This window comes from Neptunomonas marina, assembly GCF_004005935.1.
GTDB lineage: Bacteria > Pseudomonadota > Gammaproteobacteria > Pseudomonadales > Balneatricaceae > Neptunomonas > Neptunomonas marina.
In genome coordinates this window covers 920,619-943,147 of sequence record NZ_SACQ01000001.1, presented here as the reverse complement: position 1 = coordinate 943,147, position 22,529 = coordinate 920,619, and the positions used below count along the sequence as shown (strand labels likewise).

Sequence of the window (22,529 nt, the reverse complement as noted above, 5' to 3'; positions counted from 1 at the left end):
TCAATCTCTCACTGGTGGCGGCGCGAGCACATCACGCTGGCCGTTTGTTCCTGCCGAGCTAACCACGCCTGCCGCTTCCATCGCTTCAATCATACGTGCGGCACGGTTGTAGCCAATTTTGAGTTTACGCTGCACACTTGAAATCGAGGCTTTGCGTGTTTCCGTTACAAATGCAACGGCCTCGTCGTACAACGGATCTTGTTCATCATCAAACAAACCACCTGAACTACCACCTGAATCACCACCGCCCTCTTCGACCATGGTGTCGATATAAACGGGCGAGCCAACCGCTTTCCAAGCTTCAACAACACGGTGTACCTCATCATCGCTGACAAATGCGCCGTGTACGCGATTGGGCACACTGGTGCCTACAGGTAGGTAAAGCATGTCACCCCAACCGAGCAAATGCTCTGCGCCCGCTTGGTCCAGAATGGTGCGCGAGTCGATTTTGGATGACACTTGGAACGCTATTCGCGTCGGAACGTTCGCTTTGATCAAACCAGTGATGACATCAACAGACGGGCGCTGAGTCGCCAAGATCAGGTGAATACCGGCCGCACGGGCTTTCTGGGCTATACGTGCGATTAGCTCCTCCACTTTCTTACCAACAATCATCATCATGTCGGCAAACTCATCGATGACAACGACGATATATGGCAATGTTTCGAGCTCAGGCGCTGGTGTCCCTTCAGGCTCACCGTGCTCTTCCGCTTTCCATAGGGGATCTTTAAGCGGTTGGCCTTGCTGCTCAGCGGCTTTCACCTTGTCATTGAAACCAGCAATATTACGCACGCCCATCTTTGCCATCAGACGGTAGCGGCGTTCCATCTCGCCAACACACCAACGCAGACCACCGGCGGCCTCTTTCATATCGGTGATTACTGGGGTTAGAAGATGCGGAATACCTTCGTAGATGGAAAGTTCGAGCATCTTCGGGTCAACCATCATTAAGCGCACCTCTTCAGGCGTCGCTTTGTAGAGCAAGCTCAGCAGCATGGCATTCACACCCACGGACTTACCAGAACCAGTGGTACCTGCCACCAACAAGTGCGGCATTTTTGCCAAATTAGCCACGACTGGGTTGCCGGCGATATCGTTACCTAGCCCCAGCGTTAGCCGTGATGCTGCCTCTTTATACGGCTTCGAGTTCAAAACCTCGCTTAAGCGAACGGTTTCCCGGTGCTCATTGGGTATCTCGACCCCCATCACTGATTTACCCGGAATAACTTCCACCACACGCACACTCGAAACTGCCAACGACCGAGCAAGGTCCTTAGCCAGATTCGTAATTTTGCTGGCCTTCACACCTGGCGCAGGCTGAATCTCGAAGCGCGTGATCACAGGGCCAGGGTTAACCTCTACCACATCAACCGTGACGCCAAAGTCCTTAAGCTTACTTTCGAGCAAGCGCGACATATCTTCCAACTGCTCGTCACTGTAACCCTGATCTGTTTTCAGCTCAGGCGGGTCGAGCAGGTCAAACGATGGAATCGGATTCAGTGAGCGCACAGGACGCTTCTCTGGCTTACTCACGTCCGAATCATCGTTTTTGATAGGGCGATGCGTCTCGGCCAGCGGCACGATCTTCAGCTCTTTTTTGGCCGCAGCTCCCTGCCCTGCTGGTGCTGGTGCTGGTGCTGGTGCTGGTGCTGGTGCTGGTGCTGGTGCTGGTGCTGGTGCTGGTGCTGGTGCTGGTGCTGGTGCTGGTGCGACATCATCATCGCGGCGTGCCGAGAGGTTATCAATAGTAGTGCTCACTGGCGCTTTCTCACGAACACGCTCATTAACAACCGGGGGCTCTACAACGGGCATCGTCGCAGCCCGGCCTTGTGGTGCGTTCGGCTTAGCCACTGGGCTCACGGAGGTAATCTCACCTGTTGTAAAGTCGATATTTTCTTGGGCTGATACAGCTCCAAACTCTGGCTCGCGCGCGGGCTCAGCGCGTTTATGCGAAGCCGCCTGCGTAGAGGGCTTAACATTTTCAGCTTTAGATACAATACCCTCACCGATCGCCGCGATACGTGCTTGTTGCTTAAGTACAAAATCGCCTATGGATTCAAGTAATGCCCCCCACGAGATCTCCATATAAAAAGTTGCACCAATCAGCAATGCTGCCAGCAACAAAACGGTGCTACCCAGCAGACTGAACCACTCGACCATCCAGTCAGATAACGCTTGCCCAATCATTCCTCCCGACGTAAACGGATAGGCGAGCGCTTGGTTCGATAGGTGCAGAGACGCCAACCCTGCCACGCCTATCGCGAGTACCAACACACCGATAGTGCGCAGTGCCACAAAGGGTAAACCATCCAGCAAGCTTTCGCGGCGGCGCAATGCAAAACGACTAACAGGATGCAGGATAACAGGCGGCAATAGCCACGCAGAGATACCCAGCATGGAGAAGGAGAAATCGGCAAGATAGGCACCCGATAGGCCCATCCAGTTCGCGACACTTGGCTGATACCCCAAATGCGACCATCCAGGGTCTTTCGGGTCATAGCCAAGCATTCCTAAAAACAGATATAGGCAGAAGGTTATTACTACAACAAAGAAAAACACCTTTACTGCACGTGTAGCCAGTTCAGAAAAACTATATGGACTGGTCGAGAGCTTGTTTTTCACCCAAGATCCTTATTTAGTTCAAGCACTTATAACAACTGTATAAAATAACATATTTTACCCGATTACGCGTACTTTACTTGAAGGGTCTCATACCTTGAGCCATAGTTAAGCAAACGAATTCATGGACCTGTAGACATGAGCTTATCCAATCTGTTCCAAGACAGCTCCCGCGTACTGACGTTTACTATCGCTAACAGCCATTTCGGCGTCGATGTGAACAACATTCTGGCCTTCTCTGATGAATGCGATCAGATCCAAACCGTTGAAGACAACAACACGGGATTTCTTGGCTATCTCGATTACCGTGATGTGCTGGTCAACGTTTACGACTCAGCGGCTATTCTAAACAGGCGCCGTAATCGCGATGAGCAGAACGAGCTGGTCTCATCCATCGACACTTACAAGCAAGCCCATATCGACTGGGTTGCTGCGCTTGAACACGCCATCACGTCAGGCGAGGAGTTCACGCTACCTCGCGACCCACGGATGTGTGCATTTGGTAAGTGGTATTACGCGTTCGAAACGCAGAATCAAGACTTAAAAGCGCTGCTAGACAAGATAGAAAAGCCACACCAAGAGATTCATGCACTGGCAGATACACTGCTTGAGCTTTGCAGCAACGGCGAAACGGCCCGCGCACAGCGGATACTATCGATCGAAAAAGGTACGACCCTACGCAAGCTGCTGCGTATTCTCGAAAGCGCACAAGACTTATTGCTACGGAACATCCACCCAGTATTACTGCACCTAACACAAGACGGCTCAACACCTTGGTACTCGATCGTGCTTGATGAGGTGGACGATATTATCGACTATCGCCTCTCTGATCTCGATACGAGCGCAACGACGGCATTAAAGCAGGAACCTATTAACGGCTATCTACGTCAGAAGAATGGGGACCGTTATATGATGCTCTGTGTAAATAAGCTCTACAATCAGGTCAATAAAATAACACCTGAAGAGACTTGCAATTCATGATATAACCCCCACTTATTAAAAAACACTTTCTAAGATAGGTAAGGCATAAAGTTCATGAGTGACATTCAGCATCACAAGCTTATTATTCTTGGTTCTGGCCCAGCGGGTTACACGGCTGCCGTATACGCTGCACGCGCCAACCTTAAACCTGTTGTGATTACCGGGATGCAAGCCGGTGGTCAGCTGACAACCACAACAGATGTCGATAACTGGCCCGGTGACGTTGATGGTGTACAAGGCCCTGAACTGATGCAGCGCATGCAAGCTCATGCAGAGCGTTTTGATACTGAAGTTATTTTCGATCACATCAATGACGTAAGCGTCGCTGAACGCCCTTTCGTACTCAAAGGGGATATGGGCACTTACAGCTGTGATGCGTTAATTATCTGTACCGGTGCATCAGCGCAATATCTTGGTCTACCATCAGAAGAGGCTTTCCAAGGAAAAGGCGTAAGCGCATGCGCAACGTGCGATGGTTTCTTCTATCGTGGCCAAAAGGTCGCTGTTGTCGGCGGTGGTAATACCGCTGTAGAGGAAGCTCTGTACCTTTCCAACATTGCCGAAGAAGTCACCCTGATCCACCGCCGCGATTCGCTGCGTGCCGAAAAGATCCTGCAAGACAAGCTGCTTGATCGCGCCGAGAACGGCAACATCAATATTCTTTGGAATCACCAGCTACAAGAAGTGCTCGGTGATGACAGTGGAGTGACAGGCCTGCAGCTAGAGAGCACAACAGATGGCAGCACCCAACAACTGGATGTTGCAGGCGTATTTATTGCGATAGGTCACAAGCCGAACACAGACATCTTCGCCGGAAAACTGGATATGAAGGATGGCTATCTGACGATTCAATCAGGCCTTGAAGGCAATGCAACACAAACTAGCGTGCCGGGCATTTTCGCAGCCGGCGACGTATGCGACCACATCTATCGTCAAGCGATTACATCAGCAGGTTTTGGCTGTATGGCGGCCTTAGACGCAGAGCGCTACCTCGACGATTTAGCGAAGTAAACAGAGTTGGCTGTGAGCGCCCTGCTCACAGCCAATCCAACCGTTTTTGTTATGATTCCTTGGCTCTCCCCGCACAACAACCGCTTCCCCAGCCCGCATGAAGCCTTAGATGAACCTGACGGCCTACTTGCCGCAGGTGGCGATCTTTCTATTGAGCGGCTGATATCAGCTTATCGTCATGGCATCTTTCCGTGGTTTAGCGACGAAGACCCTATTCTGTGGTGGTCACCTAACCCCCGTTGCGTGTTAAAACCAAGAGATATTCATATATCCCGCAGCATGCGCAAAGCGATACGTAAGCAGCACTACCGCATCACTTTTGATCAGGCGTTTAGTGAGGTCATAGAGCTTTGCAGTAGCTCGCGAGACCGTGTGGGCAACACGTGGATTACCGACGAAATGAAGCACGCCTATACCGCGCTACATCAGCAAGGTATTGCCCACTCACTGGAGGTGTGGCGGGACGGTACGCTAGTTGGCGGCTTATACGGTTTAGCGATAGGCAAACTCTTTTTTGGTGAGTCGATGTTTAGCCTTGAGGTAAATACATCAAAAGTTGCTTACATCGCGCTCGCAAAGCAACTAGAGCACTGGCGGTACGCGCTAATTGACTGCCAAGTGCAGAATGATCACTTAAACTCTCTAGGGGCAAGCGAAATATCACGTGCAGAATTCCTCGAATATATTAAGCTGAATATAGATGAGGATCCCGGCCACGAATGGCAGTTTGAACTCAGCAACGAGCAATTGATTCAGACCGATGACTGACCTAAAAGAGCTCCATTTTTTTGCAACCCCTGAGCATGACTGCAGTTATATCGAGGGCTACAAAGCAAAAACCCTATTTGTTGACCCTCAGTCCGATGTTTCTGACAGCGCATATAGCCAACTCTCAGACCTTGGCTTTCGGCGCAGCGGCAAGCATATCTACCGTCCTCATTGCGATCACTGCCAAGCATGTATCTCTGTCCGGATACCTTTAACCCACTTCAAACCGAGCAAGTCACACAGAAGAATAATAAATAAAAACAAAGATTTGCGAATTGAAATTAAAGCCCCTTATTATTCGGACGAGCTCTTCAAACTCTACCAGCGCTATATCAACGAACGCCATCATGATGGCGATATGTTCCCTCCCTCTGAAGAGCAGTTCGTTGGTTTTCTTGTTGAAAGCAACCAGACAAGTGAGTTCGTAGAGTTCTACCTTGAGGATCAATTAATCGCTGTCGCGGTGGTGGATGTTTTACAGCAAGGTCTGTCTGCCACCTATACCTTTTATGACCCATCAGAGGCACTGAACAAACGCAGCCTTGGCAGCTATGCCATACTTTGGCAGCTACAAGCTTGCGAGTCTCGCCAACTTCCCTATCTCTATTTAGGTTACTGGGTGCAGGCTTGTCGAAAGATGAGTTACAAAGTGAATTACCGCCCACTAGAATTTCTTATCGACGGCCGCTGGATCCTCATTCGATAGAAAAAGCTACGAATATCTTTGATATAACGGGATATTTAGTGCAGAATACTGCGCTTGATTATACGGACCCCGTTCCAAAAAGAGCCCTTTCGCAGGTAGGTAATGAATGGCTAAAGAAGATAGCATTGAAATGGAAGGTACCGTGGTAGACACGTTGCCAAACACTATGTTCCGCGTTGAGCTAGAGAATGGCCACGTTGTGACAGCACACATCTCTGGTAAGATGCGCAAAAACTACATCCGTATCTTAACGGGTGACAAAGTTAAGGTGGAACTAACGCCTTACGATCTTAGCAAAGGTCGCATCGTATACCGCGCGCGATAAGTCCTTTTATCGCACGCATCTCCGCTTTACGCGGCAGCACAGATGGCAGCTTAGGCTGCCACTGTTGTTTCTAGGGTAAGTTCACCCGTTTGTGCATCAATCGTGATAAGTACTTCACCACCCTCTTCCGCTAGATCACCAAACAAGATCATCTCAGCCAACGGCTTTTTGAGCTTCTCTTGAATGAGGCGCTTCATCGGACGGGCACCCATCTTCTCGTCATAACCGTGCTCTGCAAACCATGCCCTCGCCTCATCATCGATGTTTAGCACGACACGCTTCTCATCTAGTTGCGCTTGCAACTCGGTAAGGAACTTGTCGACAACACCAATAATAATGTCAGTTGAGAGCGGCTTAAACTGGATAACAGCATCCAATCGGTTGCGGAATTCTGGTGTAAACAAACGCTTGATCGCTTCCATTCCATCTGTTGAGTGATCTTGCGATGTAAAACCAATCGATGGGCGGCTCATCGCCTCAGCACCTGCATTAGTTGTCATCACAAGGATAACGTTGCGGAAGTCTGCTTTACGGCCGTTGTTGTCGGTTAACGTGCCGTTATCCATCACTTGAAGCAGGATATTGAAGACCTCTGGGTGAGCTTTCTCAATCTCATCAAGCAGCAGGACACAGTGCGGCGACTTCGTAACCGCTTCCGTGAGCAAGCCACCTTGGTCATAGCCAACATACCCCGGTGGCGCACCAATGAGGCGCGATACCGTATGGCGCTCCATATATTCCGACATATCGAAGCGAATGAGCTCAATCCCCATAATGCGCGCAAGCTGAGTTGTTACCTCGGTTTTACCGACACCCGTTGGGCCGGCAAAGAGGAAGTTACCAACAGGCTTGTTTGGCTCGTTGAGCCCAGCACGCGAGAGACGGATCGCGGAAGAGAGCGTATGAATCGCTTCATCCTGCCCCAACACAACCATTTTCAGGTTGCTATCGAGCTTTTTGAGCTGCTCTTTGTCGGAGACAGATACCGTTTTAGGCGGGATTCGAGCAATCTTGGCGACCACCGCTTCAATCTCGGCGACATCGATTGTTTCTTTGCGCTGCTCTTCAGCCACTAAACGCTGATAAGCGCCCGCTTCATCGACCACATCGATCGCCTTGTCCGGCATGTGCTTATCATTGATATAACGATCAGCCAGCTCTGAAGCGGCTTTCAATGCCTCGCTGGTGTATGTAACTTCGTGATGCTGCTCAAACTTACTGCGCAGCCCCATCAAGATCTGGAAGGTATCATCCACACCAGGTTCCAGCACATCAACTTTCTGGAAGCGTCTCGCCAGTGCGCGATCCTTCTCAAAAATGCCCCGAAACTCTTGGAATGTTGTTGAGCCAATACAGCGCAGCTCACCAGAGCTCAGCAGCGGCTTGAGTAGGTTTGATGCATCCATAGAGCCGCCGGAAGCGGCACCCGCACCAATAATGGTGTGGATCTCGTCGATAAACAGGATCGCCTTTTCTTGGCGCTTAACTTCGCCAAGCAGCGCTTTGAGGCGTTTCTCAAAGTCACCACGATACTTGGTGCCTGCCAGCAACGCACCTAAGTCAAGCGAATAGATGGTACTGCCATTGATGATATCGGGGACTTTGTCTTCAGTAACGAGCTTAGCTAGGCCCTCAGCGATGGCTGTTTTGCCGACGCCGGCCTCACCAACGAGCAAAGGGTTATTTTTGCGGCGGCGCGAAAGTATTTGCACAACACGCTCTACTTCATGGTCACGGCCGATTAACGGATCAATTCGACCTTCAATGGCAGCTTGATTCAAGTTCACCGCATATTTAGACAGCGCGCTCGCATCGCCGCTTTGCTGGCTCTCCTCATCGGTTTCTACAGCGTCTTCACGTTGCTCTTCACCTTGGCCAATTCGCGATATGCCATGGGAGATGTAGTTCACCACATCAATACGCTCAATCCCTTGCTGCTGTAGAATGTAAACGGCTTGGCTTTCCTGCTCACTAAAGATGGCAACAATGACATTGGCGCCGGTCACTTCAGATTTACCCGATGATTGCACGTGAAAAACCGCGCGCTGCAAGACGCGTTGGAAGCCAAGTGTTGGCTGCGTTTCTAAATCAGGAACGTTCTCAGGCAGTAACGGGGTTGTTTGATCGATAAAATTGATAAGTGTGCCACGCAAACCATCAAGATTTGCACCGCACGCGGATAGCACTCGATTGGCTTCCTTGTTATCTAAGAGCGCAAGTAACAGGTGCTCTACCGTCATAAACTCATGGCGCTTATCCCGCGCAACTTTGAAGGCAGCACTGAGGGTTTCTTCCAACTCTCTGTTAAGCATTCTGGTGTCTCCCCTATTCAGCTTCTACTTCACATAACAATGGATGCTTGTTGCCTCTGGAGTATTGATTCACCTGTGCCGCTTTGGTTTCTGCTACATCACGCGAAAAAATACCACACACACCCTTTCCTTGCGTATGTACAGCCAACATGACCTGTGTTGCTTGTTCTTCTGTCATATTGAAAAACATCATCAATACATCAACAACGAATTCCATCGGGGTGTAGTCGTCATTGAGCAGCACAACACGATACATTGGCGGCTTCTTAAGCTTGGGATCTGCTTCTTGGGTTGCTAGATTCCCGTCATCAGAAAAATGATCTTCACCTTCGGAAGACATTTTAATCACGTCTTTGTTCACTACGGATAGCATTCAATATCCCTAATAAAGATTCACATATTAAGCAAAATTAGTTTGTTCTAGTCTCAATGCTATACTAAAACGTACAGGATGGGATATCCCGGAGTACCTGTGAGGTTTCATGATTACTATAACTAATTATAGCAGTTGTGAAGTTTGCTATACGGGCTTACTTTTTTGAGTGGGTCTTCAGTCAGCATACAACGGGAGTATGATGCAATGCAGACAGGGAAAGTAAAGTGGTTTAACAATGCAAAAGGCTTCGGCTTCATCATTCCTGATGAAAACCATACCGAAGACCTCTTTGTACACTATTCTGCAATTCAGGTCGAAGGCTATAAAAGTCTTAAAGCGGGCCAGTTGGTTAGCTTTGATACAACGCCCGGCCCTAAAGGACTCCACGCCGTGAACATCGTTCCGATCGTTGAGACCTCTGAACAATAAGACAGCTTAAGCTGCGTTCGAGTTGCTTTTCAAACCACCTCTTTTGAGGTGGTTTCTCGTTATGGCCCTACGTTTTCCGCAATATTTTTTACACACCCAACAGCGCGAGTGTCACAGGCAGAGTCACAAATGCCAACACAGTCTGCACAGTAATGACGGCAGCCATCGCTTGCGCATCTCCACCGAGTTGACGTGCAAGAACATAGGCAGAGGGAGCGGTTGGACTTGCTAAGCAGATCACCACGATCACTAAGCTGATTCCCTCCACGCCCAAGTATCTCGCCAGCAGATAACCAAGCAGAGGTTTAAATAAAAATTGCATCGCTGACGTCAGGATTATCATTAATTGATTCCCGCGGGCACTCGTTACTTGGAGAGCCGCACCAACACAAAGCAGTGCCATCGGTAATGCCACTTTCCCCAACATAAACGCAAGATCGTTGATCGGCCCTACCAGACCTACGCCAGATAAGTTGAGAACAAGCCCCACCACACAACCAATAATCAGCGGATTCGTCAGCAATTGTTTAGGTAACTTTCTAAGACCGCCACTTTGGGAGCCCGCCAATGAAAACACCGTCACGCATAGAATGTTTACCGTGATCACAACAATCACTGAAGCAAGCGCGCCAACGCCGAGCCCATCAGCCCCAAACAACAGCTCAGCTAATGCCAGCACAACAAAACTGTTGAAACGCACCCCGCCTTGAAAGACCGAGGTGAATTGTGGTCCACTGAAACGATGGGTACTGAGCTGGATAGCGATCAAAACCACGGCACTGAGCAGCAACACGCTGACAAGCGTGATAAACATCCCCTCCCATGGAACTTGATCTAGCGATTTATTTGCCAATGAGGAGATAAGCAAGCTCGGCGCAAACAGGTAATATGTCAGCTTTTCGATGCCAGCCCATACCTCATTCCCAACACCAAACTGGCGCTTTGCAACAAAACCAATTCCGACACACAAAACAATGGGTATCAGTACACTGATAGCTAACGGCATCAACATCTCCTCTCCAGTTGCGAGCAGGATAGAGCATTAGTTGATACAAAAAAATTTATATTATTTTGATAAATACATAACTTTTTATTAACCATCTAAACAGCGTAGATAGGACTTGAGCAACACATCCACGAGCTGGCTGCGGCTATGTTCCCGTTTCTGATAACACCCAACTCGACGAGTTAGCTGTGGCTCGCCAAACGGCACCAGCCTAAACTGCGTCTTGTACTTGTCATATAACGCCGCCCCGAGCGGCATAATAGTGATGCCTAGTCGCTGCTCAACCATAGTGGTTGCAGATTGCAATGAATCCAGTTGCATCACTTCATTCGTTGTCGCACCGGCACGCTCTAACTCTTGGTCAATCAGAGCACCGGCAAAAGCACGTGGGTTAAAACGGATATAAGGATGCTTTTGCAGCAAAGAGAGGCTGTCGGGCTCGTGCCAGCAGGTTGGTGCCACCACGTAAAATGGCTCAACATCAAGCGTTGTCCACCAGCAACCAACACCGCACCCGCTCAAAGGCTCGGTGATCAACACGGCATCCAGCTCATTACTTTCGACCCGCGCCATCAACTCATCAGACATGCCATGATAGACTTGGATAGATAGCTCGGGAAATGCCTCTCGCAGCTCTGCCAGCACCGCCCCAAGCGGCCCAATTTGGACGCTAAATACCGCCCCAACCCTGAGTTCGCCAACAAACTGCCCGTGACTGCCAATACCGTCCGCTAATCCGTCATATGCCGCGACAATACCCGCTGCGCGTGACAGCACAATGCGTCCATCATGGTTGAGCAGCATCGTGCGGCCAACCTTCTCAAATAGCGGCGTCTTTAGCTGGGTCTCTAACTGCTTAATCTGCTGACTGATAGCCGCCTGTGTTAAACCGAGCTTGTCCGCTGCCGCTGCAAAGCTCCCCTGCTGCTCTATTGCGATAAGCGCACGCAGCGCCTTGATTGACATATCGTTAGGGCAGCCGGCTTACGGCTAGCCGCGTAATGGGCAATAGCTCGGTGCTGTCTTGCTCTGCATAGTGTTTAATGGCTTCACGCATAGCCGGCGCCCAGAACCGCTTTAGGTGGTTGGCTACCACATCGGCAGCCGCCTCATCAGAGCTGTAATGGCTATTATTGATGGCGATCTGATTGGCCATGTTGACCAGTTTTTTAGCGCTATCCGCTCCCATTTAATCTACCTCATTCGTTCCGCTGTAACGGATATGCTTACCCGGCCGGGCAAAACCAATTAATGCGATATTTGCTGAACAGGCAAACTCAACCGCTAGGGATGTTGGTGCCGACACGCACACCACCGTGTGGATTGCGCAGCTATTGGCTTTGGCGACAATCTCATAGCTTGCGCGGCTCGACATCAGCACAAAGCCACTATGTGTATCTCGCTGCTCAACATGCAACCAGCCAATCAGCTTATCGAGCGCATTATGCCGCCCAACATCTTCTAAAGCGCGCAAAACTTCACCATCAGCCGAGCACCACGCAGCGCAATGCACCGCTCCGGTTTCAAGCTGCAAAGGCTGATATGCACTCAGAGCTTCTTGTGCATGCTGGATGGCTGCATCCGTCACGTCAAACGTCCGCTCAGTGTGCACCGGAGTAGGAACCGCCGCCGCTAACGACTCAACGCCACACAAGCCACACCCTGTGCGCCCGGTCATATTACGGCGTTTTTCGCGCAATAAAGCGGCTTTTTCACTGGCCAGTTCGATCAACACCTCAATACCGTGAGCCGTTTTGTGTACGTCGATACCATAGATCTCTTCCATGTGATCGACGATTCGCTCACTGATACTGAACCCAATTGCCAGTGCCTCTATGTTGCTGGGGGTACACATCAGCACCACATGCGAGATACCGTTATAAACCAGCGCGATAGGCACCTCTACAATAACTAAGTCATGTTCATCATGCGCAGCACCCGTGCTCCAGCGTTTGATAGCAACGCTCTGGGTTGTTTTAAACTCAACGCCCTCAGACATTCGGTAGGCCATCCTTTTCAGGCAGCAAAGATTGTTGAGCTATATCGAAGCGCGAGTAAGAGGCCTGCCAATCAGACGGCGCTGATACCGGAACAACCTGTACCGCCGTCACCTTGTATTCAGGGCAGTTCGTCGCCCAGTCTGATGCATCCGTCGTAATGACGTTGGCGCCACTCTCTGGATGGTGGAACGTTGTATATACAACTCCGGGCTGCATACGCTCGCTAATGAGCGCGCGTAAAACCGTCTCACCTGCACGGCTGCTAATACCGACCCAATCGCCATCCTTAATACCCCGCACCTGTGCATCACTGGGGTGCAATTCCAAGCGATCTTCATGGTGCCAGATTTGGTTATCAGTGCGCCGTGTCTGAGCACCCACATTGTACTGCGATAAGATGCGCCCAGTCGTCAGTAGCAGTGGGTAACGCCGCGTCGAGCGCTCTTCGGTTGGCACAAACGTGGTGATCGCAAAGCGAGCCTTACCGATCGGGAACTCCATTTCGTGCATAATTGGCGTGCCTTCGGGGTACTGCTCATTACAGGGCCACTGAATACTGCCAAGCTGCTCTAACTTGTTGTAACTTACGCCAGTAAAAGTTGGGGTTAACTGCGCAATCTCATCCATGATTTCCGATGGGTGACCGTAGTTCATTGGGTAACCCAAGGCATTGGCCAGTGCCATGGTGACTTGCCAGTCCTCTTTACCTGCCAAGGGTGGCATCACTTTACGAACGCGGTTGATACGTCGCTCTGCATTTGTGAAGGTGCCATCTTTCTCTAGGAACGTTGAACCGGGTAGCAGTACATGAGCGAATTTCGCGGTTTCATTGAGAAAAATATCCTGAACAACCAAACAGTCCAAGGAACGTAACGCCGCTTCCACATGCTGCGTGTCAGGGTCGGATTGAGCAATATCTTCACCCTGCACATACATGCCCTTGAATTCCCCATTGATCGCCGCATCAAACATATTTGGGATACGTAACCCCGGTTCTGCATCAAGCGGAACACCCCAGAGTGCTTCAAAGCGGGTTCTCACCGCATCATCACCCACATGCTGATAACCGGGAAACTCGTGCGGGAAAGAGCCCATATCGCAAGAGCCCTGTACATTGTTTTGACCCCGTAAAGGATTCACCCCAACGCCCTCACGGCCAATATTGCCGGTCGCCAACGCAAGGTTAGCAATCCCCATCACCATGGTGGAGCCTTGGCTATGTTCAGTCACCCCCAAGCCGTAATAGATCGCACCATTTGCGGCCTGAGCAAAACGACGTGCAGCCTCGCGGACCTGTTCAGGCGCAACACCTGTTACATCAGCCAACGCCTCGGGCGAGTTCGATGATTGCTTGATAAACGCCTCCCACTGCTCAAATGCAGCGGTATCGCAGCGTTCTGTAATAAAGGCTCGATCTTCAAGCCCCTCAGTTATAACCACATGGGCCAGCGCATTGATCAGCGCCACGTTGGTTCCTGGGCGCAGCGGCAAGTGCACTGCCGAGCTCAGATGAGGGGTTTTTAGCAAATCGATCTTGCGCGGATCAGCAACGATTAGATCCGCACCTTCGCGCAAACGCCGCCGTAATTGCGAGCCGAACACCGGATGCGCATCGGTTGGGTTGGCACCAATGACCAAAATCGCATCGGCAAAGCGTACCGAATCAAATGTTTGCGTACCGGCTGACTCGCCCAAGGTGGCTTTAAGCCCAAAACCTGTGGGGCTATGGCACACCCGTGCACAGGTATCAGTATTGTTGTTGCCAAACGCCGCTCGAATGAGCTTCTGAACCAGATAGGTTTCTTCGTTAGTACAGCGCGAGGAGGTAATACCACCAATACTGTTACGCCCGTGTTGTGCTTGAATCGCTTTAAAACGCTCGGCAGCAAACGTGATGGCCTCATCCCAGCTCACTGTTCGCCACGGTTGATCAATCGCATCGCGAATCATTGGCGCTTTGATACGGTCTTTGTGAGTCGCGTAACCAAAAGCGAAGCGGCCTTTGACACAGGCATGTCCTTGGTTAGCAGCACCGCCTTTAAAGGGCACCATCCGAATCACTTCGTTGCCTTTCATCTGTGCTTCAAACGAACAACCCACGCCGCAATACGCGCAGGTGGTCACGATGGAGCGGTCTGGTGTGCCGTGCTCTTCAACACGCTTCTCAATCAGCGTGGCTGTCGGGCACGCCTGCACACAGGCACCGCAGGAGACACAATCGGAAGAGATAAAATCCTCCGCAGAGCCCACTGAGATTTTGGCATCAAAGCCACGCTTCTCAACCGTCAGCGCAAAGGTGCCTTGCGTCTCCTCGCACGCCCTGACACAGCGTGAGCAGACAATACACTTACTCGCATCAAACGAAAAATAGGGATTAGAGGTGTCTTTGGGTTGCTCTAGGTGGTTCGCTCCCGCAAAGCCATAGCGCACTTCACGCAACCCGACGGCACCTGCCATATCTTGCAGTTCGCAATCGCCGTTAGCCGAACAGGTCAAGCAGTCTAACGGGTGATCAGAGATATACAGCTCCATAATATTGCGCCGCAATTTCGCAAGCTGAGGCGTCTGCGTGGTGACAGACATGCCCTCTTCCACCGGTGTTGTACAGGAGGCGGGAAAGCCACGGCGTCCCTCAATCGCGACCGCACACAGCCGACACGAGCCAAAGGCCTCCAACGAGTCAGTGGCACATAATTTAGGGATATCGATGCCCACAAGGCTGGCGGCGCGGAGCACAGAGGTACCCTCAGGTACGAGGATATCGCGCCCATCGATCTGCACCGAGACTTGTGTCGCACTCTCTTTTGCGGGTGTGCCCAGATCTTTTTTAGGGTCAAAGTAGCTCAACATATCAACACTCCTCAGACTCTGTTTGGCTGGCAAGATGCTGTTTCAGTGCGCTTTGCACAGGGAAGGCGGTCATCCCGCCCATGGCGCACAACGAGCCGAACGTCATGGTTTCGCATAGATCATCTAACAGCACGAGATTGTCTTCGACCGCGTCACCCGCTGCGATGCGATCAATCACTTCAACGCCGCGGGTTGAGCCGATACGACAGGGGGTGCACTTACCGCAGGACTCAACCGCACAAAACTCCATGGAGAAGCGTGCCTGCTCGAGCAGATTGACGGTATCGTCAAACGCCACGATCCCCCCATGTCCGAGTACAGCTCCTGCCTGTGTGTACGCCTCGTAATCTAATGGGATATCCCATTGGCTCTCATCTAGATATGCGCCGAGCGGCCCTCCAACTTGGACAGATTGAATCGGCCGCCCAGAAAAGCTACCACCGCCAAAGTCTTCAATAAGCTCGCGCAAGGTGGTGCCAAAAGCCAGTTCGACCAAACCGCCGTGTGCAATGTTACCCGCCAGTTGAAACGGCATGGTACCGCGTGAGCGGCCCATACCATGATTTGCGTAAGCCTGTGCCCCTTGCGATAAAATTGCGGGCAGTGCTGCCAGCGTCAGTACATTGTTCACAACAGTTGGCTGCCCAAAGAGGCCCTCAATCGCGGGCAGTGGCGGTTTAGCGCGCACCTGCCCCCGTTTACCCTCTAGGCTCTCGAGTAGCGCCGTCTCTTCGCCGCAGATATAAGCTTCAGCGCCTAAACGCACCTCAAGATCAAACGCTTGGCCAGTCCCGAGTATGTTGTTGCCCAAGTAGCCCGCCTGATAGGACGCAGCAATCGCAGCATTGAGAATTCGGTCAGCATTGGGGTATTCCGAGCGCAGGTAGATATAGCCTTGCGTCGCACCCACGGCTAAACCTGCAATCACCATCCCCTCGATCAGCATGTAGGGATCAGCCTCCATCACCAAGCGATCAGCAAAGGTGCCGGAATCACCCTCATCAGCGTTGCAAACGATATATTTCTGCTCAGCTTGGCAATCGAGCACCGTTTGCCACTTAATACCGGTGGGGAATGCAGCTCCTCCCCGGCCTCGCAATCCCGATTTTTTTTCTTCATTAACAATCACTTGCGGCGATAACTTAAGAGCAGCTTTTAGACCAAGAAAGCCATCTTGCTGAAGGTAAGCTGCCAACGATGTTGGATCATCAACGCCAGCACGCGCAAATGTGACGCGTTGCTGCTTCGCTAAATAGGGGATCTCATCCGTTTTGCCAAGCGCTAACGGATGGTGACACTGCCCATCAAAAACACCACTATCCACCAAGGAATCAACCTGATCCTCCTCAACAGGCCCATAAGCAAAGCGCCCTTGTGGCGTCTCTACCTCGATGAGCGGCTCTAGCCAGAAAAGCCCGCGCGAGCCGTTGCGTACTAACTCAAGGGTGATACCGTCGGCGCTAGCACGTGCTGCTAACTTCTCTGCGATTGCATCCGCGCCTAACGAGAGGCTCGTTGTATCTTGTGGCACATAAACGCGCAATGTACTCATGATGTTACCTCCGCCGGAGCCAACGTGAGCTGCTCCAACAGCTGTTTTGCTTTCGCAGCTGTCACCTTGCCATACACGTGGTCATCAATACGCACAGATGGACCACAGGCACAATTACCTAAGCAGTAAACGGGATCTAGCGTCACCGCACCATCAGAGGTGGTCTCGTGCAGCGCTATACCGAGCCTATCTTGTACATATTGCTCAAGCTCCCGTGCACCTCTGGCTTGGCACGCCTCGGCGCGGCATACCTGAACACGATGCTTCCCCTGAGGCTTGCGCTTAAACTGATGGTAAAAACTGATGACACCCACGACCTCTGCATCGGTTTGCTGCAGATGCTCTGCAATGATAGGTATGGCACTGTCGGGGATAAAGCCAAGCTGTGCTTGAACCGCGTGAAGAATGGGTAGCAAGGCACCCGGTTTACTCTTGAGATTGGTGACGATCTCAGCCGCCAGATCGGCTTGCTGTTGCTCAGATACATCCATGGAACCACCTGCTCTTGTCACAAATATGCATGCTCATACATATTCTGAATCTTAGTTATTATCTCTTTAGAGCAAGACTAGCACCGGAAAGTGCAATACTAAATATGATCTTGCGCACCAGCATCACTCAGCGGTGCGATTCTCAACAAAGCCACGCGCACAAAAAAGCCCCGCTAAAAGCGGGGCTTGGCAGGTTACATCACGTAACGCTTTAATTGATTGACCTATTAGTTTGCAGGCAAAACCGTGCTCGCAACATGGCCGAAACCGATACGGGCAGCGCCCTCTTTCACACACCAGCCTTTCATGATGATCGTGTCACCATCTTCAAGGAAGGTACGCTGCTCGCCATTCGCTAGCGTGATAGGCTGCTTGCCACCGTTGGATAGCTCCAGCAAAGAGCCCGCCTCTTTATGCTCAGGGCCCGACTGTGTGCCGGAACCAAAGAAATCACCCGGTTTCATGTTACAGCCGTTAACCGTGTGGTGCGCAACCATCTGCGCAACAGTCCAGTATGAATGGCGGAAGTTCGACAACGACACAGACTGTGCAGGCGTACCTTCTGCTTTCATTTTTGGTGTTTCGATCAGCACTTCTAGCTCGATATCAAATGCACCAGCAGCGCGGTTTGCGTCTGATTCAAGATACGGCATAGGCTGTGGGTCACTCTCATCACGCGTCCACGCAGCGCGATACGGCGCTAGCGCTTCCAACGTAACAATCCATGGAGATACCGTGGATGCGAAGTTTTTCGCCAAGAATGGACCTAATGGCTGGTATTCCCACGCTTGGATATCACGCGCCGACCAGTCGTTAAATAGGCAGAAACCGAACACATGCTCATCGGCTTGATCAAGCTCAATCGCATCGCCCATCGCATTACCTTTACCGATGTAGATGCCCATCTCTAGCTCGTAATCTAGGCGCTTACATGGTCCAAAACTTGGCTCTGCTGCGTCTGGCGCTTTCGTTTGACCTTTTGGACGACGAAACTCCTGACCAGAAACACCAATTGACGATGAACGGCCATGGTAACCAATCGGTACCCACTTATAGTTTGGCAGCAGTGGGTTATCTGGACGGAATAGCTTGCCAACACTGGTCGCATGGTGGATCGATGTGTAGAAGTCTGTGTAGTCGCCGATGACCGCAGGTAGATCATATTCAACTTGATCCATTGGGATCAGGCAGTTTTCAAGCGCACGGTCTGCCCCTTCGCGCAGCGCCATAGACAACGCCAAACGCAATGCGGATGCATACTCTTGCCCCATGGACATAAAGCGGTTTAGCGTTGGTTCTGCACACGCAGCGGCCGCTTCCGCACACTTACCGGTCAGCAGGTTTTGCTCAGCAACACGTGCCATATCGACCACTTGATCACCAATCGCAACACCACCGCGGAACGCTTCATCGCTGCCTTTACGACGGAAAACAGCGAAAGGTAGGTTCTGAATCGGGAAATCGCAGTCTGCTTCGTTTGCAGCGCTCACCCAGCTACGCAGGTTTACATCATGTGTTTCGTTTAATTGCATCATGGAAAATCTCTCTACCCTGAAAATAGCAAAGCGAAAGCTAGTGCTCTCGCTCAAATTATCTTGCTTATGTTCGCCAGCCGTTCTCAGTGCTCGGCGAACTCCTCTTCATGCAACCATGCTGCATGTTTAGGTGCGCGTTTCGTTTGCGACCACTCTTCCAGCATCGCTGGCGCTACCTCTTTAAGCTTGGCAAGCTGCGCTTCGCTGCCAGTGAGGCAGGTTAACTCTAGGCGGTGACCATTGGGATCAAAGAAGTAGATCGACTTGATAATACCGTGGTTAGTTGGGCCAAGCACATCCAAACCTTTCTCTTGCAGTTCAGCTTTGGCGGCCAGCAGTGCTTCTTCGCTCTCAACTTGGAACGCAATGTGTTGCACCCACTCAGGCGTATTGCGGTCACGATCCATCTTCTCTTTTGTTGGTAGCTCAAAGAAGGCCAAAATGTTGCCATTACCTGCGTCAAGGAACAGGTGCATGTAAGGGTCTGGCTCTTTTGTTGAGGGAACGCGGTCTTCGGCAATCGCGACAAGAAAGTCCATGTTCAACATCTTTTGATAGAACTCGACCGTTTCTTTCGCATCGTTGCAGCGATAAGCAACGTGGTGAATCTGCTGAAGTTTAATCATTGTTTTTCCCTCGGCTTGTTGTTGTCTGGCCATATTAGTAACACTTGTTACAATTGTCAAAGATCAAGAAATAAGCCTAACCCAATGATTTAATTAAAATAAAAATATAATCCTGCACTTATTCCAATCAGGAAATTGTATTTTTACCTGTGCTTTAGCTAGTATCACACTGATTCTGACCATTCGAGCAGCCTTATGACCACATCGATTAAGCAAACGCCGCAGGCACTTAATCTCGACCATTTCTTTCCATATCAGCTCTCGCAGTTAAACGCGATTGTTAGTGATGCCATAGCGCAACTTTACAAAGGCCGTTACCAACTGGCGCCATTTGAGTGGCGTGTTCTCGCGGTATTAGGCGAGCATAAGAAGCTCGCTGCAAAAGAGATCGGCCAGCGCACCCACCTTGAAAAGATGCAGGTTAGCCGTGCGGTAGCGGGATTAAAAACCGCGGGGCTGGTGACACAAGAGACGGACAGCGAAGATCGCCGTATCACGCGATTGCAGCTGTCACCGGCTGGGAGGGATCTATATCAACAGATCGTGCCTTTGGTGCTAGCGCGAGAGGCGTTTTTATTATCATCTTTGAGCGATGAAGAGCAGCAATTGATGCGCAAGCTCATGGCAAAAATCGCCGAACAGGCCCAGCAACTGAACGATTTAGGTTAAATATTTAGCAAGATTTCATAAAAACTTAACATCAAGCATTGGCATTTCTTTGTACCATGCGCTCGCGCAACCCAAACAGAGAAGGAAGTGTTCTATGAAGATTAAGAAGAGTGATGTAGCTAGAACGGTCCACTGGGTTGAATCCCATTTCGACAAAAACGACCATTTTCCTTTTGACTCTGGCAGCTCCAAAGCCGCTAAACGCCACTTAAAGGCGCTAAAAAGCTGGCGTCAGGTCGCAGCGAACAAAGAAGAGCTTCGAGAGTGGTGTAACACTTGGTTGAGTGAAGACTACAAGCTGGAACTGACTCACCATTTAGAGAAAGCTCGTATCCTCAAGGCCAACAAATCGCTGAATCTCAACAACGAAGCGCTTGAGCTACTGCTCACCCATGCTGATGAAAAAGATATGACGCCTTCGGAGCTGATTATCTCGCTGCTTAGCTAACCCCGTTAGCCGATAAGGGCACTATCACCGTGCCCTTTTTCTGCCCCAACTAGAGTGTGTAGCCAAAGAATTTTGTGTCTGGGGTGGGGTTATCAAAGTAAGGCTCGATCTCAACAAAGCCCATCTGCAGATAGAGCTTTTGTGCATGCTGTGTTGGCGGAACAGCATCCAATACAACACGCGAATAGCCCAACGCTTTTAAACGCTCCAACAAATGCTCCATCAATACACGCCCAACCCCTAGCCCCTGAAACGGCGAGCGTACGTAAAGGCGTTTTACCTCCGCCGTTTGGGTATCAATGGTCCTAAATCCAACACCACCCGCGATGTTTCCATCGACCAATGCAAACTGATACACACCGCTTGGCAAAGTAAACAGTGCATCCAAGCGCGCCATTTCGGCTGCAAAATTTTGATAAGAGAGATCAATATCCAGCCAATCTACGTACTCGTAGATTAGGCGTTCAAGCTCTTGTTGGTCGCGCGGAAATTCAACATCACGTAGTTGTACAGCCATTATGGATCGTGCGCCTCCAGCACTGAGTAGGTATCGTCTTCGATATAGCGGCAGGTGTCTGCATCGATCTTAAGCGTGTGAAACTCCTCCTCGCCTTCATTATTGACGAAGTTCACTTCAATCCAGTGACCATCAAACTCATCGATCATCCAAACACGCCAAAGTAAGCTAGACGCGCGAACACGTTCGTATATTTGATAAGTTACATATAGCTCAGCACAGGGATCGTCCTTAACCGCTAGCAGGTCATCAGGCACCCTTGTGACATGAATAAGGTAATTGATCGATTTCATATGAACTCCGCAAAATGGCCAACCACTTTAGAGGAGTTTCACCAACATCTAAACCCACTTGGCGATACTAAGCACTGAACCGCTCTGCTGCGCGCTTACGCTTATCCTGGTACATGTACTCATCGGCCTCAGTGAGTATCTCATCGGTGCTCTTTTGCATTCCGACGAACAACGCACAACCCGCACTGGCAGAAAGCGTATAGTTCGGCTCAATATCTGCAAACGGTTGATCTAAAGCCTCGATAACTTTTTGCGCGATAGTCTCTGCACTGTTACGAGCTTCTTCAAGATCCCGGCTCAAGCCTTCTAATAATACGACAAACTCATCGCCGCCTATCCGAGCCACACAATCTAATTCGCGAACTTGTGCACTGATACGCCGGCCAACCTCAACCAGATAAGCATCTCCTGCGCTATGGCCGAGATGATCATTTAACTGCTTGAAGCGGTCTAGGTCTAAAAAGATCACCGCACAATGAGTACCGGATAGCTGGCTGCGTCGTTGCGCGCTTTCGAGGTGTTTAAGGAGCTGGCGCCGATTCAAAAGGCCAGTGAGAAAGTCCTGAGAAGCCGCCTCAATGAGCTGGCTTTCTAGCTGCTTTTGGTGGGTAATATCTGTGGAGATACCCAATACACCGATCACTTCATCTGGATCGTCATCAGAGTAGATGGGGGATTTCAGTTCCCAGTAGATCTCTTGCTCGCCGCTTTCACGCTCAATCACCACCTCCTCTTGGGTCGACTCACCAGCCAGTACTTTTTGGTCGATCTCGCGCAGTTTTTTGACCGCTTGCGGCGGGAAAAATGCGTGATCGCTTCGGCCGATTAACTCCGACTCGGTACAACCAAACAGCGCAAGGGTGTGTTTGTTAGCATAGAGGTAGCGCGAATCTACATCCTTCATATACACATAAGCTTGCACATGATCTAGTGCAAACCTGAGTTGCTCAGAGTTCACATTAGAGCGAATAGACCGCTTTACCGCCATCGTTATTCCTTGAAATGCAAAAGACAA

Annotated in this window: 22 protein-coding genes and 2 pseudogenes; 8 read left to right on the top strand and 16 right to left on the bottom strand. The window is 50.7% G+C overall.

Going from position 1 to position 22,529, the window contains the following annotated elements; genetic code table 11:
* Both EOE65_RS18300 and EOE65_RS18295 read right to left on the bottom strand, forming a co-directional pair.
* Nucleotides 1-1,491, bottom strand: a pseudogene (locus EOE65_RS18300) (DNA translocase FtsK); the annotation flags it as partial.
* Nucleotides 1,492-2,058: 567 nt separating this feature from the next.
* A pseudogene (locus EOE65_RS18295) lies at nt 2,059-2,559 on the bottom strand (DNA translocase FtsK 4TM domain-containing protein); the annotation flags it as partial.
* A gap of 198 nt (nt 2,560-2,757) precedes the next feature.
* Here EOE65_RS18295 and EOE65_RS04500 point away from each other — a divergent pair.
* The 5 genes from EOE65_RS04500 to infA all read left to right on the top strand — a co-directional run bounded on the left by EOE65_RS04500 (nt 2,758) and on the right by infA (nt 6,410).
* Complete coding sequence (locus EOE65_RS04500) at nt 2,758-3,600, top strand: CZB domain-containing protein (protein ID WP_127693087.1); 843 nt, start codon at nt 2,758-2,760, stop codon at nt 3,598-3,600.
* 54 nt (nt 3,601-3,654) lie between these two features.
* Nucleotides 3,655-4,611, top strand: a complete 957-nt coding sequence (gene trxB / locus EOE65_RS04495) for a thioredoxin-disulfide reductase (RefSeq protein ID WP_127693086.1) — start codon at nt 3,655-3,657, stop codon at nt 4,609-4,611.
* 12 nt (nt 4,612-4,623) lie between these two features.
* Nucleotides 4,624-5,379, top strand: coding sequence for a leucyl/phenylalanyl-tRNA--protein transferase (aat, locus tag EOE65_RS04490; RefSeq protein WP_338067668.1), 756 nt, complete (start codon nt 4,624-4,626; stop codon nt 5,377-5,379).
* Entirely contained in the window at nt 5,372-6,085 is a 714-nt protein-coding gene (locus EOE65_RS04485; RefSeq protein ID WP_127693085.1) for an arginyltransferase, read from the top strand. Before aat ends, EOE65_RS04485 begins: the two co-directional genes overlap by 8 nt.
* Before the next feature lie 106 nt (nt 6,086-6,191).
* A complete protein-coding gene (gene infA, locus EOE65_RS04480) occupies nt 6,192-6,410 on the top strand; it encodes a translation initiation factor IF-1 (RefSeq protein ID WP_027853708.1) in 219 nt (72 codons plus the stop codon).
* Between the two features lie 50 nt (nt 6,411-6,460).
* Here infA and clpA read toward each other — a convergent pair whose 3' ends face one another.
* Nucleotides 6,461-8,722, bottom strand: coding sequence for an ATP-dependent Clp protease ATP-binding subunit ClpA (gene clpA / locus EOE65_RS04475; protein ID WP_127693084.1), 2,262 nt, complete (start codon nt 8,720-8,722; stop codon nt 6,461-6,463).
* Between the two features lie 13 nt (nt 8,723-8,735).
* The gene (gene clpS / locus EOE65_RS04470; protein ID WP_164847012.1) at nt 8,736-9,095 is read right to left on the bottom strand and encodes an ATP-dependent Clp protease adapter ClpS; all 360 of its coding nucleotides are present in this window, start codon (nt 9,093-9,095) and stop codon (nt 8,736-8,738) included.
* Between the two features lie 207 nt (nt 9,096-9,302).
* Between clpS and EOE65_RS04465 the strand changes: the two genes are divergently transcribed.
* Nucleotides 9,303-9,527 carry a cold-shock protein gene (locus EOE65_RS04465; RefSeq protein ID WP_127693083.1) on the top strand — a complete coding sequence of 75 codons (225 nt, stop codon included), beginning with the start codon at nt 9,303-9,305 and terminating at the stop codon, nt 9,525-9,527.
* Between the two features lie 88 nt (nt 9,528-9,615).
* Here the strand turns inward: EOE65_RS04465 and EOE65_RS04460 are convergent, their stop codons facing one another.
* The 9 genes from EOE65_RS04460 to EOE65_RS04420 form a co-directional block, all read right to left on the bottom strand.
* A complete protein-coding gene (locus EOE65_RS04460) occupies nt 9,616-10,533 on the bottom strand; it encodes an AEC family transporter (protein WP_164847011.1) in 918 nt (305 codons plus the stop codon).
* A gap of 87 nt (nt 10,534-10,620) precedes the next feature.
* On the bottom strand, nt 10,621-11,499 hold the full coding sequence (locus EOE65_RS04455) for a LysR family transcriptional regulator (protein ID WP_127693081.1): 879 nt from the start codon (nt 11,497-11,499) through the stop codon (nt 10,621-10,623).
* A 4-nt stretch (nt 11,500-11,503) separates the two neighbouring features.
* Nucleotides 11,504-11,722, bottom strand: a complete 219-nt coding sequence (locus tag EOE65_RS04450; RefSeq protein ID WP_127693080.1) for a formate dehydrogenase subunit delta — start codon at nt 11,720-11,722, stop codon at nt 11,504-11,506.
* The gene (gene fdhD, locus EOE65_RS04445) at nt 11,723-12,532 is read right to left on the bottom strand and encodes a formate dehydrogenase accessory sulfurtransferase FdhD (protein ID WP_127693079.1); all 810 of its coding nucleotides are present in this window, start codon (nt 12,530-12,532) and stop codon (nt 11,723-11,725) included.
* On the bottom strand, nt 12,525-15,383 hold the full coding sequence (gene fdhF / locus EOE65_RS04440; RefSeq protein WP_127693078.1) for a formate dehydrogenase subunit alpha: 2,859 nt from the start codon (nt 15,381-15,383) through the stop codon (nt 12,525-12,527). Before fdhF ends, fdhD begins: the two co-directional genes overlap by 8 nt.
* 1 nt (nt 15,384) lies before the next feature.
* Nucleotides 15,385-16,935, bottom strand: coding sequence for a formate dehydrogenase beta subunit (locus EOE65_RS04435; RefSeq protein ID WP_127693077.1), 1,551 nt, complete (start codon nt 16,933-16,935; stop codon nt 15,385-15,387).
* Complete coding sequence (locus EOE65_RS04430; RefSeq protein ID WP_127693076.1) at nt 16,932-17,426, bottom strand: formate dehydrogenase subunit gamma; 495 nt, start codon at nt 17,424-17,426, stop codon at nt 16,932-16,934. Before EOE65_RS04430 ends, EOE65_RS04435 begins: the two co-directional genes overlap by 4 nt.
* 227 nt (nt 17,427-17,653) lie before the next feature.
* Nucleotides 17,654-18,961 (bottom strand): fumarylacetoacetase, encoded by a 1,308-nt coding sequence (fahA, locus tag EOE65_RS04425; RefSeq protein WP_127693075.1) that lies wholly within the window; start codon nt 18,959-18,961, stop codon nt 17,654-17,656.
* Nucleotides 18,962-19,044: 83 nt separating this feature from the next.
* Entirely contained in the window at nt 19,045-19,587 is a 543-nt protein-coding gene (locus tag EOE65_RS04420) for a VOC family protein (protein WP_127693074.1), read from the bottom strand.
* A 195-nt stretch (nt 19,588-19,782) separates the two neighbouring features.
* On the opposite strand from EOE65_RS04420, the gene EOE65_RS04415 reads away from it, so the two are divergent.
* Together EOE65_RS04415 and EOE65_RS04410 are read left to right on the top strand one after the other, a co-directional pair.
* Nucleotides 19,783-20,256 carry a MarR family winged helix-turn-helix transcriptional regulator gene (locus tag EOE65_RS04415; RefSeq protein ID WP_127693073.1) on the top strand — a complete coding sequence of 158 codons (474 nt, stop codon included), beginning with the start codon at nt 19,783-19,785 and terminating at the stop codon, nt 20,254-20,256.
* Nucleotides 20,257-20,350: 94 nt separating this feature from the next.
* Complete coding sequence (locus tag EOE65_RS04410) at nt 20,351-20,704, top strand: hypothetical protein (protein WP_127693072.1); 354 nt, start codon at nt 20,351-20,353, stop codon at nt 20,702-20,704.
* A gap of 49 nt (nt 20,705-20,753) precedes the next feature.
* On the opposite strand, the gene EOE65_RS04405 is transcribed toward EOE65_RS04410, so the two are convergent.
* The 3 genes from EOE65_RS04405 to EOE65_RS04395 all read right to left on the bottom strand — a co-directional run bounded on the left by EOE65_RS04405 (nt 20,754) and on the right by EOE65_RS04395 (nt 22,502).
* On the bottom strand, nt 20,754-21,221 hold the full coding sequence (locus tag EOE65_RS04405) for a GNAT family N-acetyltransferase (protein WP_127693071.1): 468 nt from the start codon (nt 21,219-21,221) through the stop codon (nt 20,754-20,756).
* Entirely contained in the window at nt 21,221-21,514 is a 294-nt protein-coding gene (locus EOE65_RS04400) for a hypothetical protein (RefSeq protein ID WP_206052604.1), read from the bottom strand. The genes EOE65_RS04405 and EOE65_RS04400 overlap by 1 nt, the downstream gene beginning before the upstream one ends.
* A 67-nt stretch (nt 21,515-21,581) precedes the next feature.
* Complete coding sequence (locus tag EOE65_RS04395) at nt 21,582-22,502, bottom strand: sensor domain-containing diguanylate cyclase (RefSeq protein ID WP_164847010.1); 921 nt, start codon at nt 22,500-22,502, stop codon at nt 21,582-21,584.
* Nucleotides 22,503-22,529: the final 27 nt, after the last annotated feature.

Bases quoted from the DNA above. Each gene is read 5' to 3' on its own strand.
- EOE65_RS04500 (WP_127693087.1), top strand. From the start codon at position 2,758: ATGAGCTTATCCAATCTGTTCCAAGACAGCTCCCGCGTACTGACGTTT.
- trxB (WP_127693086.1), top strand. From the start codon at position 3,655: ATGAGTGACATTCAGCATCACAAGCTTATTATTCTTGGTTCTGGCCCA.
- EOE65_RS04485 (WP_127693085.1), top strand. From the start codon at position 5,372: ATGACTGACCTAAAAGAGCTCCATTTTTTTGCAACCCCTGAGCATGAC.
- infA (WP_027853708.1), top strand. From the start codon at position 6,192: ATGGCTAAAGAAGATAGCATTGAAATGGAAGGTACCGTGGTAGACACG.
- clpA (WP_127693084.1), bottom strand. From the start codon at position 8,722: ATGCTTAACAGAGAGTTGGAAGAAACCCTCAGTGCTGCCTTCAAAGTT.
- clpS (WP_164847012.1), bottom strand. From the start codon at position 9,095: ATGCTATCCGTAGTGAACAAAGACGTGATTAAAATGTCTTCCGAAGGT.
- EOE65_RS04465 (WP_127693083.1), top strand. From the start codon at position 9,303: ATGCAGACAGGGAAAGTAAAGTGGTTTAACAATGCAAAAGGCTTCGGC.
- EOE65_RS04460 (WP_164847011.1), bottom strand. From the start codon at position 10,533: ATGCCGTTAGCTATCAGTGTACTGATACCCATTGTTTTGTGTGTCGGA.
- EOE65_RS04455 (WP_127693081.1), bottom strand. From the start codon at position 11,499: ATGTCAATCAAGGCGCTGCGTGCGCTTATCGCAATAGAGCAGCAGGGG.
- EOE65_RS04450 (WP_127693080.1), bottom strand. From the start codon at position 11,722: ATGGGAGCGGATAGCGCTAAAAAACTGGTCAACATGGCCAATCAGATC.
- fdhD (WP_127693079.1), bottom strand. From the start codon at position 12,532: ATGTCTGAGGGCGTTGAGTTTAAAACAACCCAGAGCGTTGCTATCAAA.
- fdhF (WP_127693078.1), bottom strand. From the start codon at position 15,383: ATGTTGAGCTACTTTGACCCTAAAAAAGATCTGGGCACACCCGCAAAA.
- EOE65_RS04435 (WP_127693077.1), bottom strand. From the start codon at position 16,935: ATGAGTACATTGCGCGTTTATGTGCCACAAGATACAACGAGCCTCTCG.
- EOE65_RS04430 (WP_127693076.1), bottom strand. From the start codon at position 17,426: ATGGATGTATCTGAGCAACAGCAAGCCGATCTGGCGGCTGAGATCGTC.
- fahA (WP_127693075.1), bottom strand. From the start codon at position 18,961: ATGATGCAATTAAACGAAACACATGATGTAAACCTGCGTAGCTGGGTG.
- EOE65_RS04420 (WP_127693074.1), bottom strand. From the start codon at position 19,587: ATGATTAAACTTCAGCAGATTCACCACGTTGCTTATCGCTGCAACGAT.
- EOE65_RS04415 (WP_127693073.1), top strand. From the start codon at position 19,783: ATGACCACATCGATTAAGCAAACGCCGCAGGCACTTAATCTCGACCAT.
- EOE65_RS04410 (WP_127693072.1), top strand. From the start codon at position 20,351: ATGAAGATTAAGAAGAGTGATGTAGCTAGAACGGTCCACTGGGTTGAA.
- EOE65_RS04405 (WP_127693071.1), bottom strand. From the start codon at position 21,221: ATGGCTGTACAACTACGTGATGTTGAATTTCCGCGCGACCAACAAGAG.
- EOE65_RS04400 (WP_206052604.1), bottom strand. From the start codon at position 21,514: ATGAAATCGATCAATTACCTTATTCATGTCACAAGGGTGCCTGATGAC.
- EOE65_RS04395 (WP_164847010.1), bottom strand. From the start codon at position 22,502: ATGGCGGTAAAGCGGTCTATTCGCTCTAATGTGAACTCTGAGCAACTC.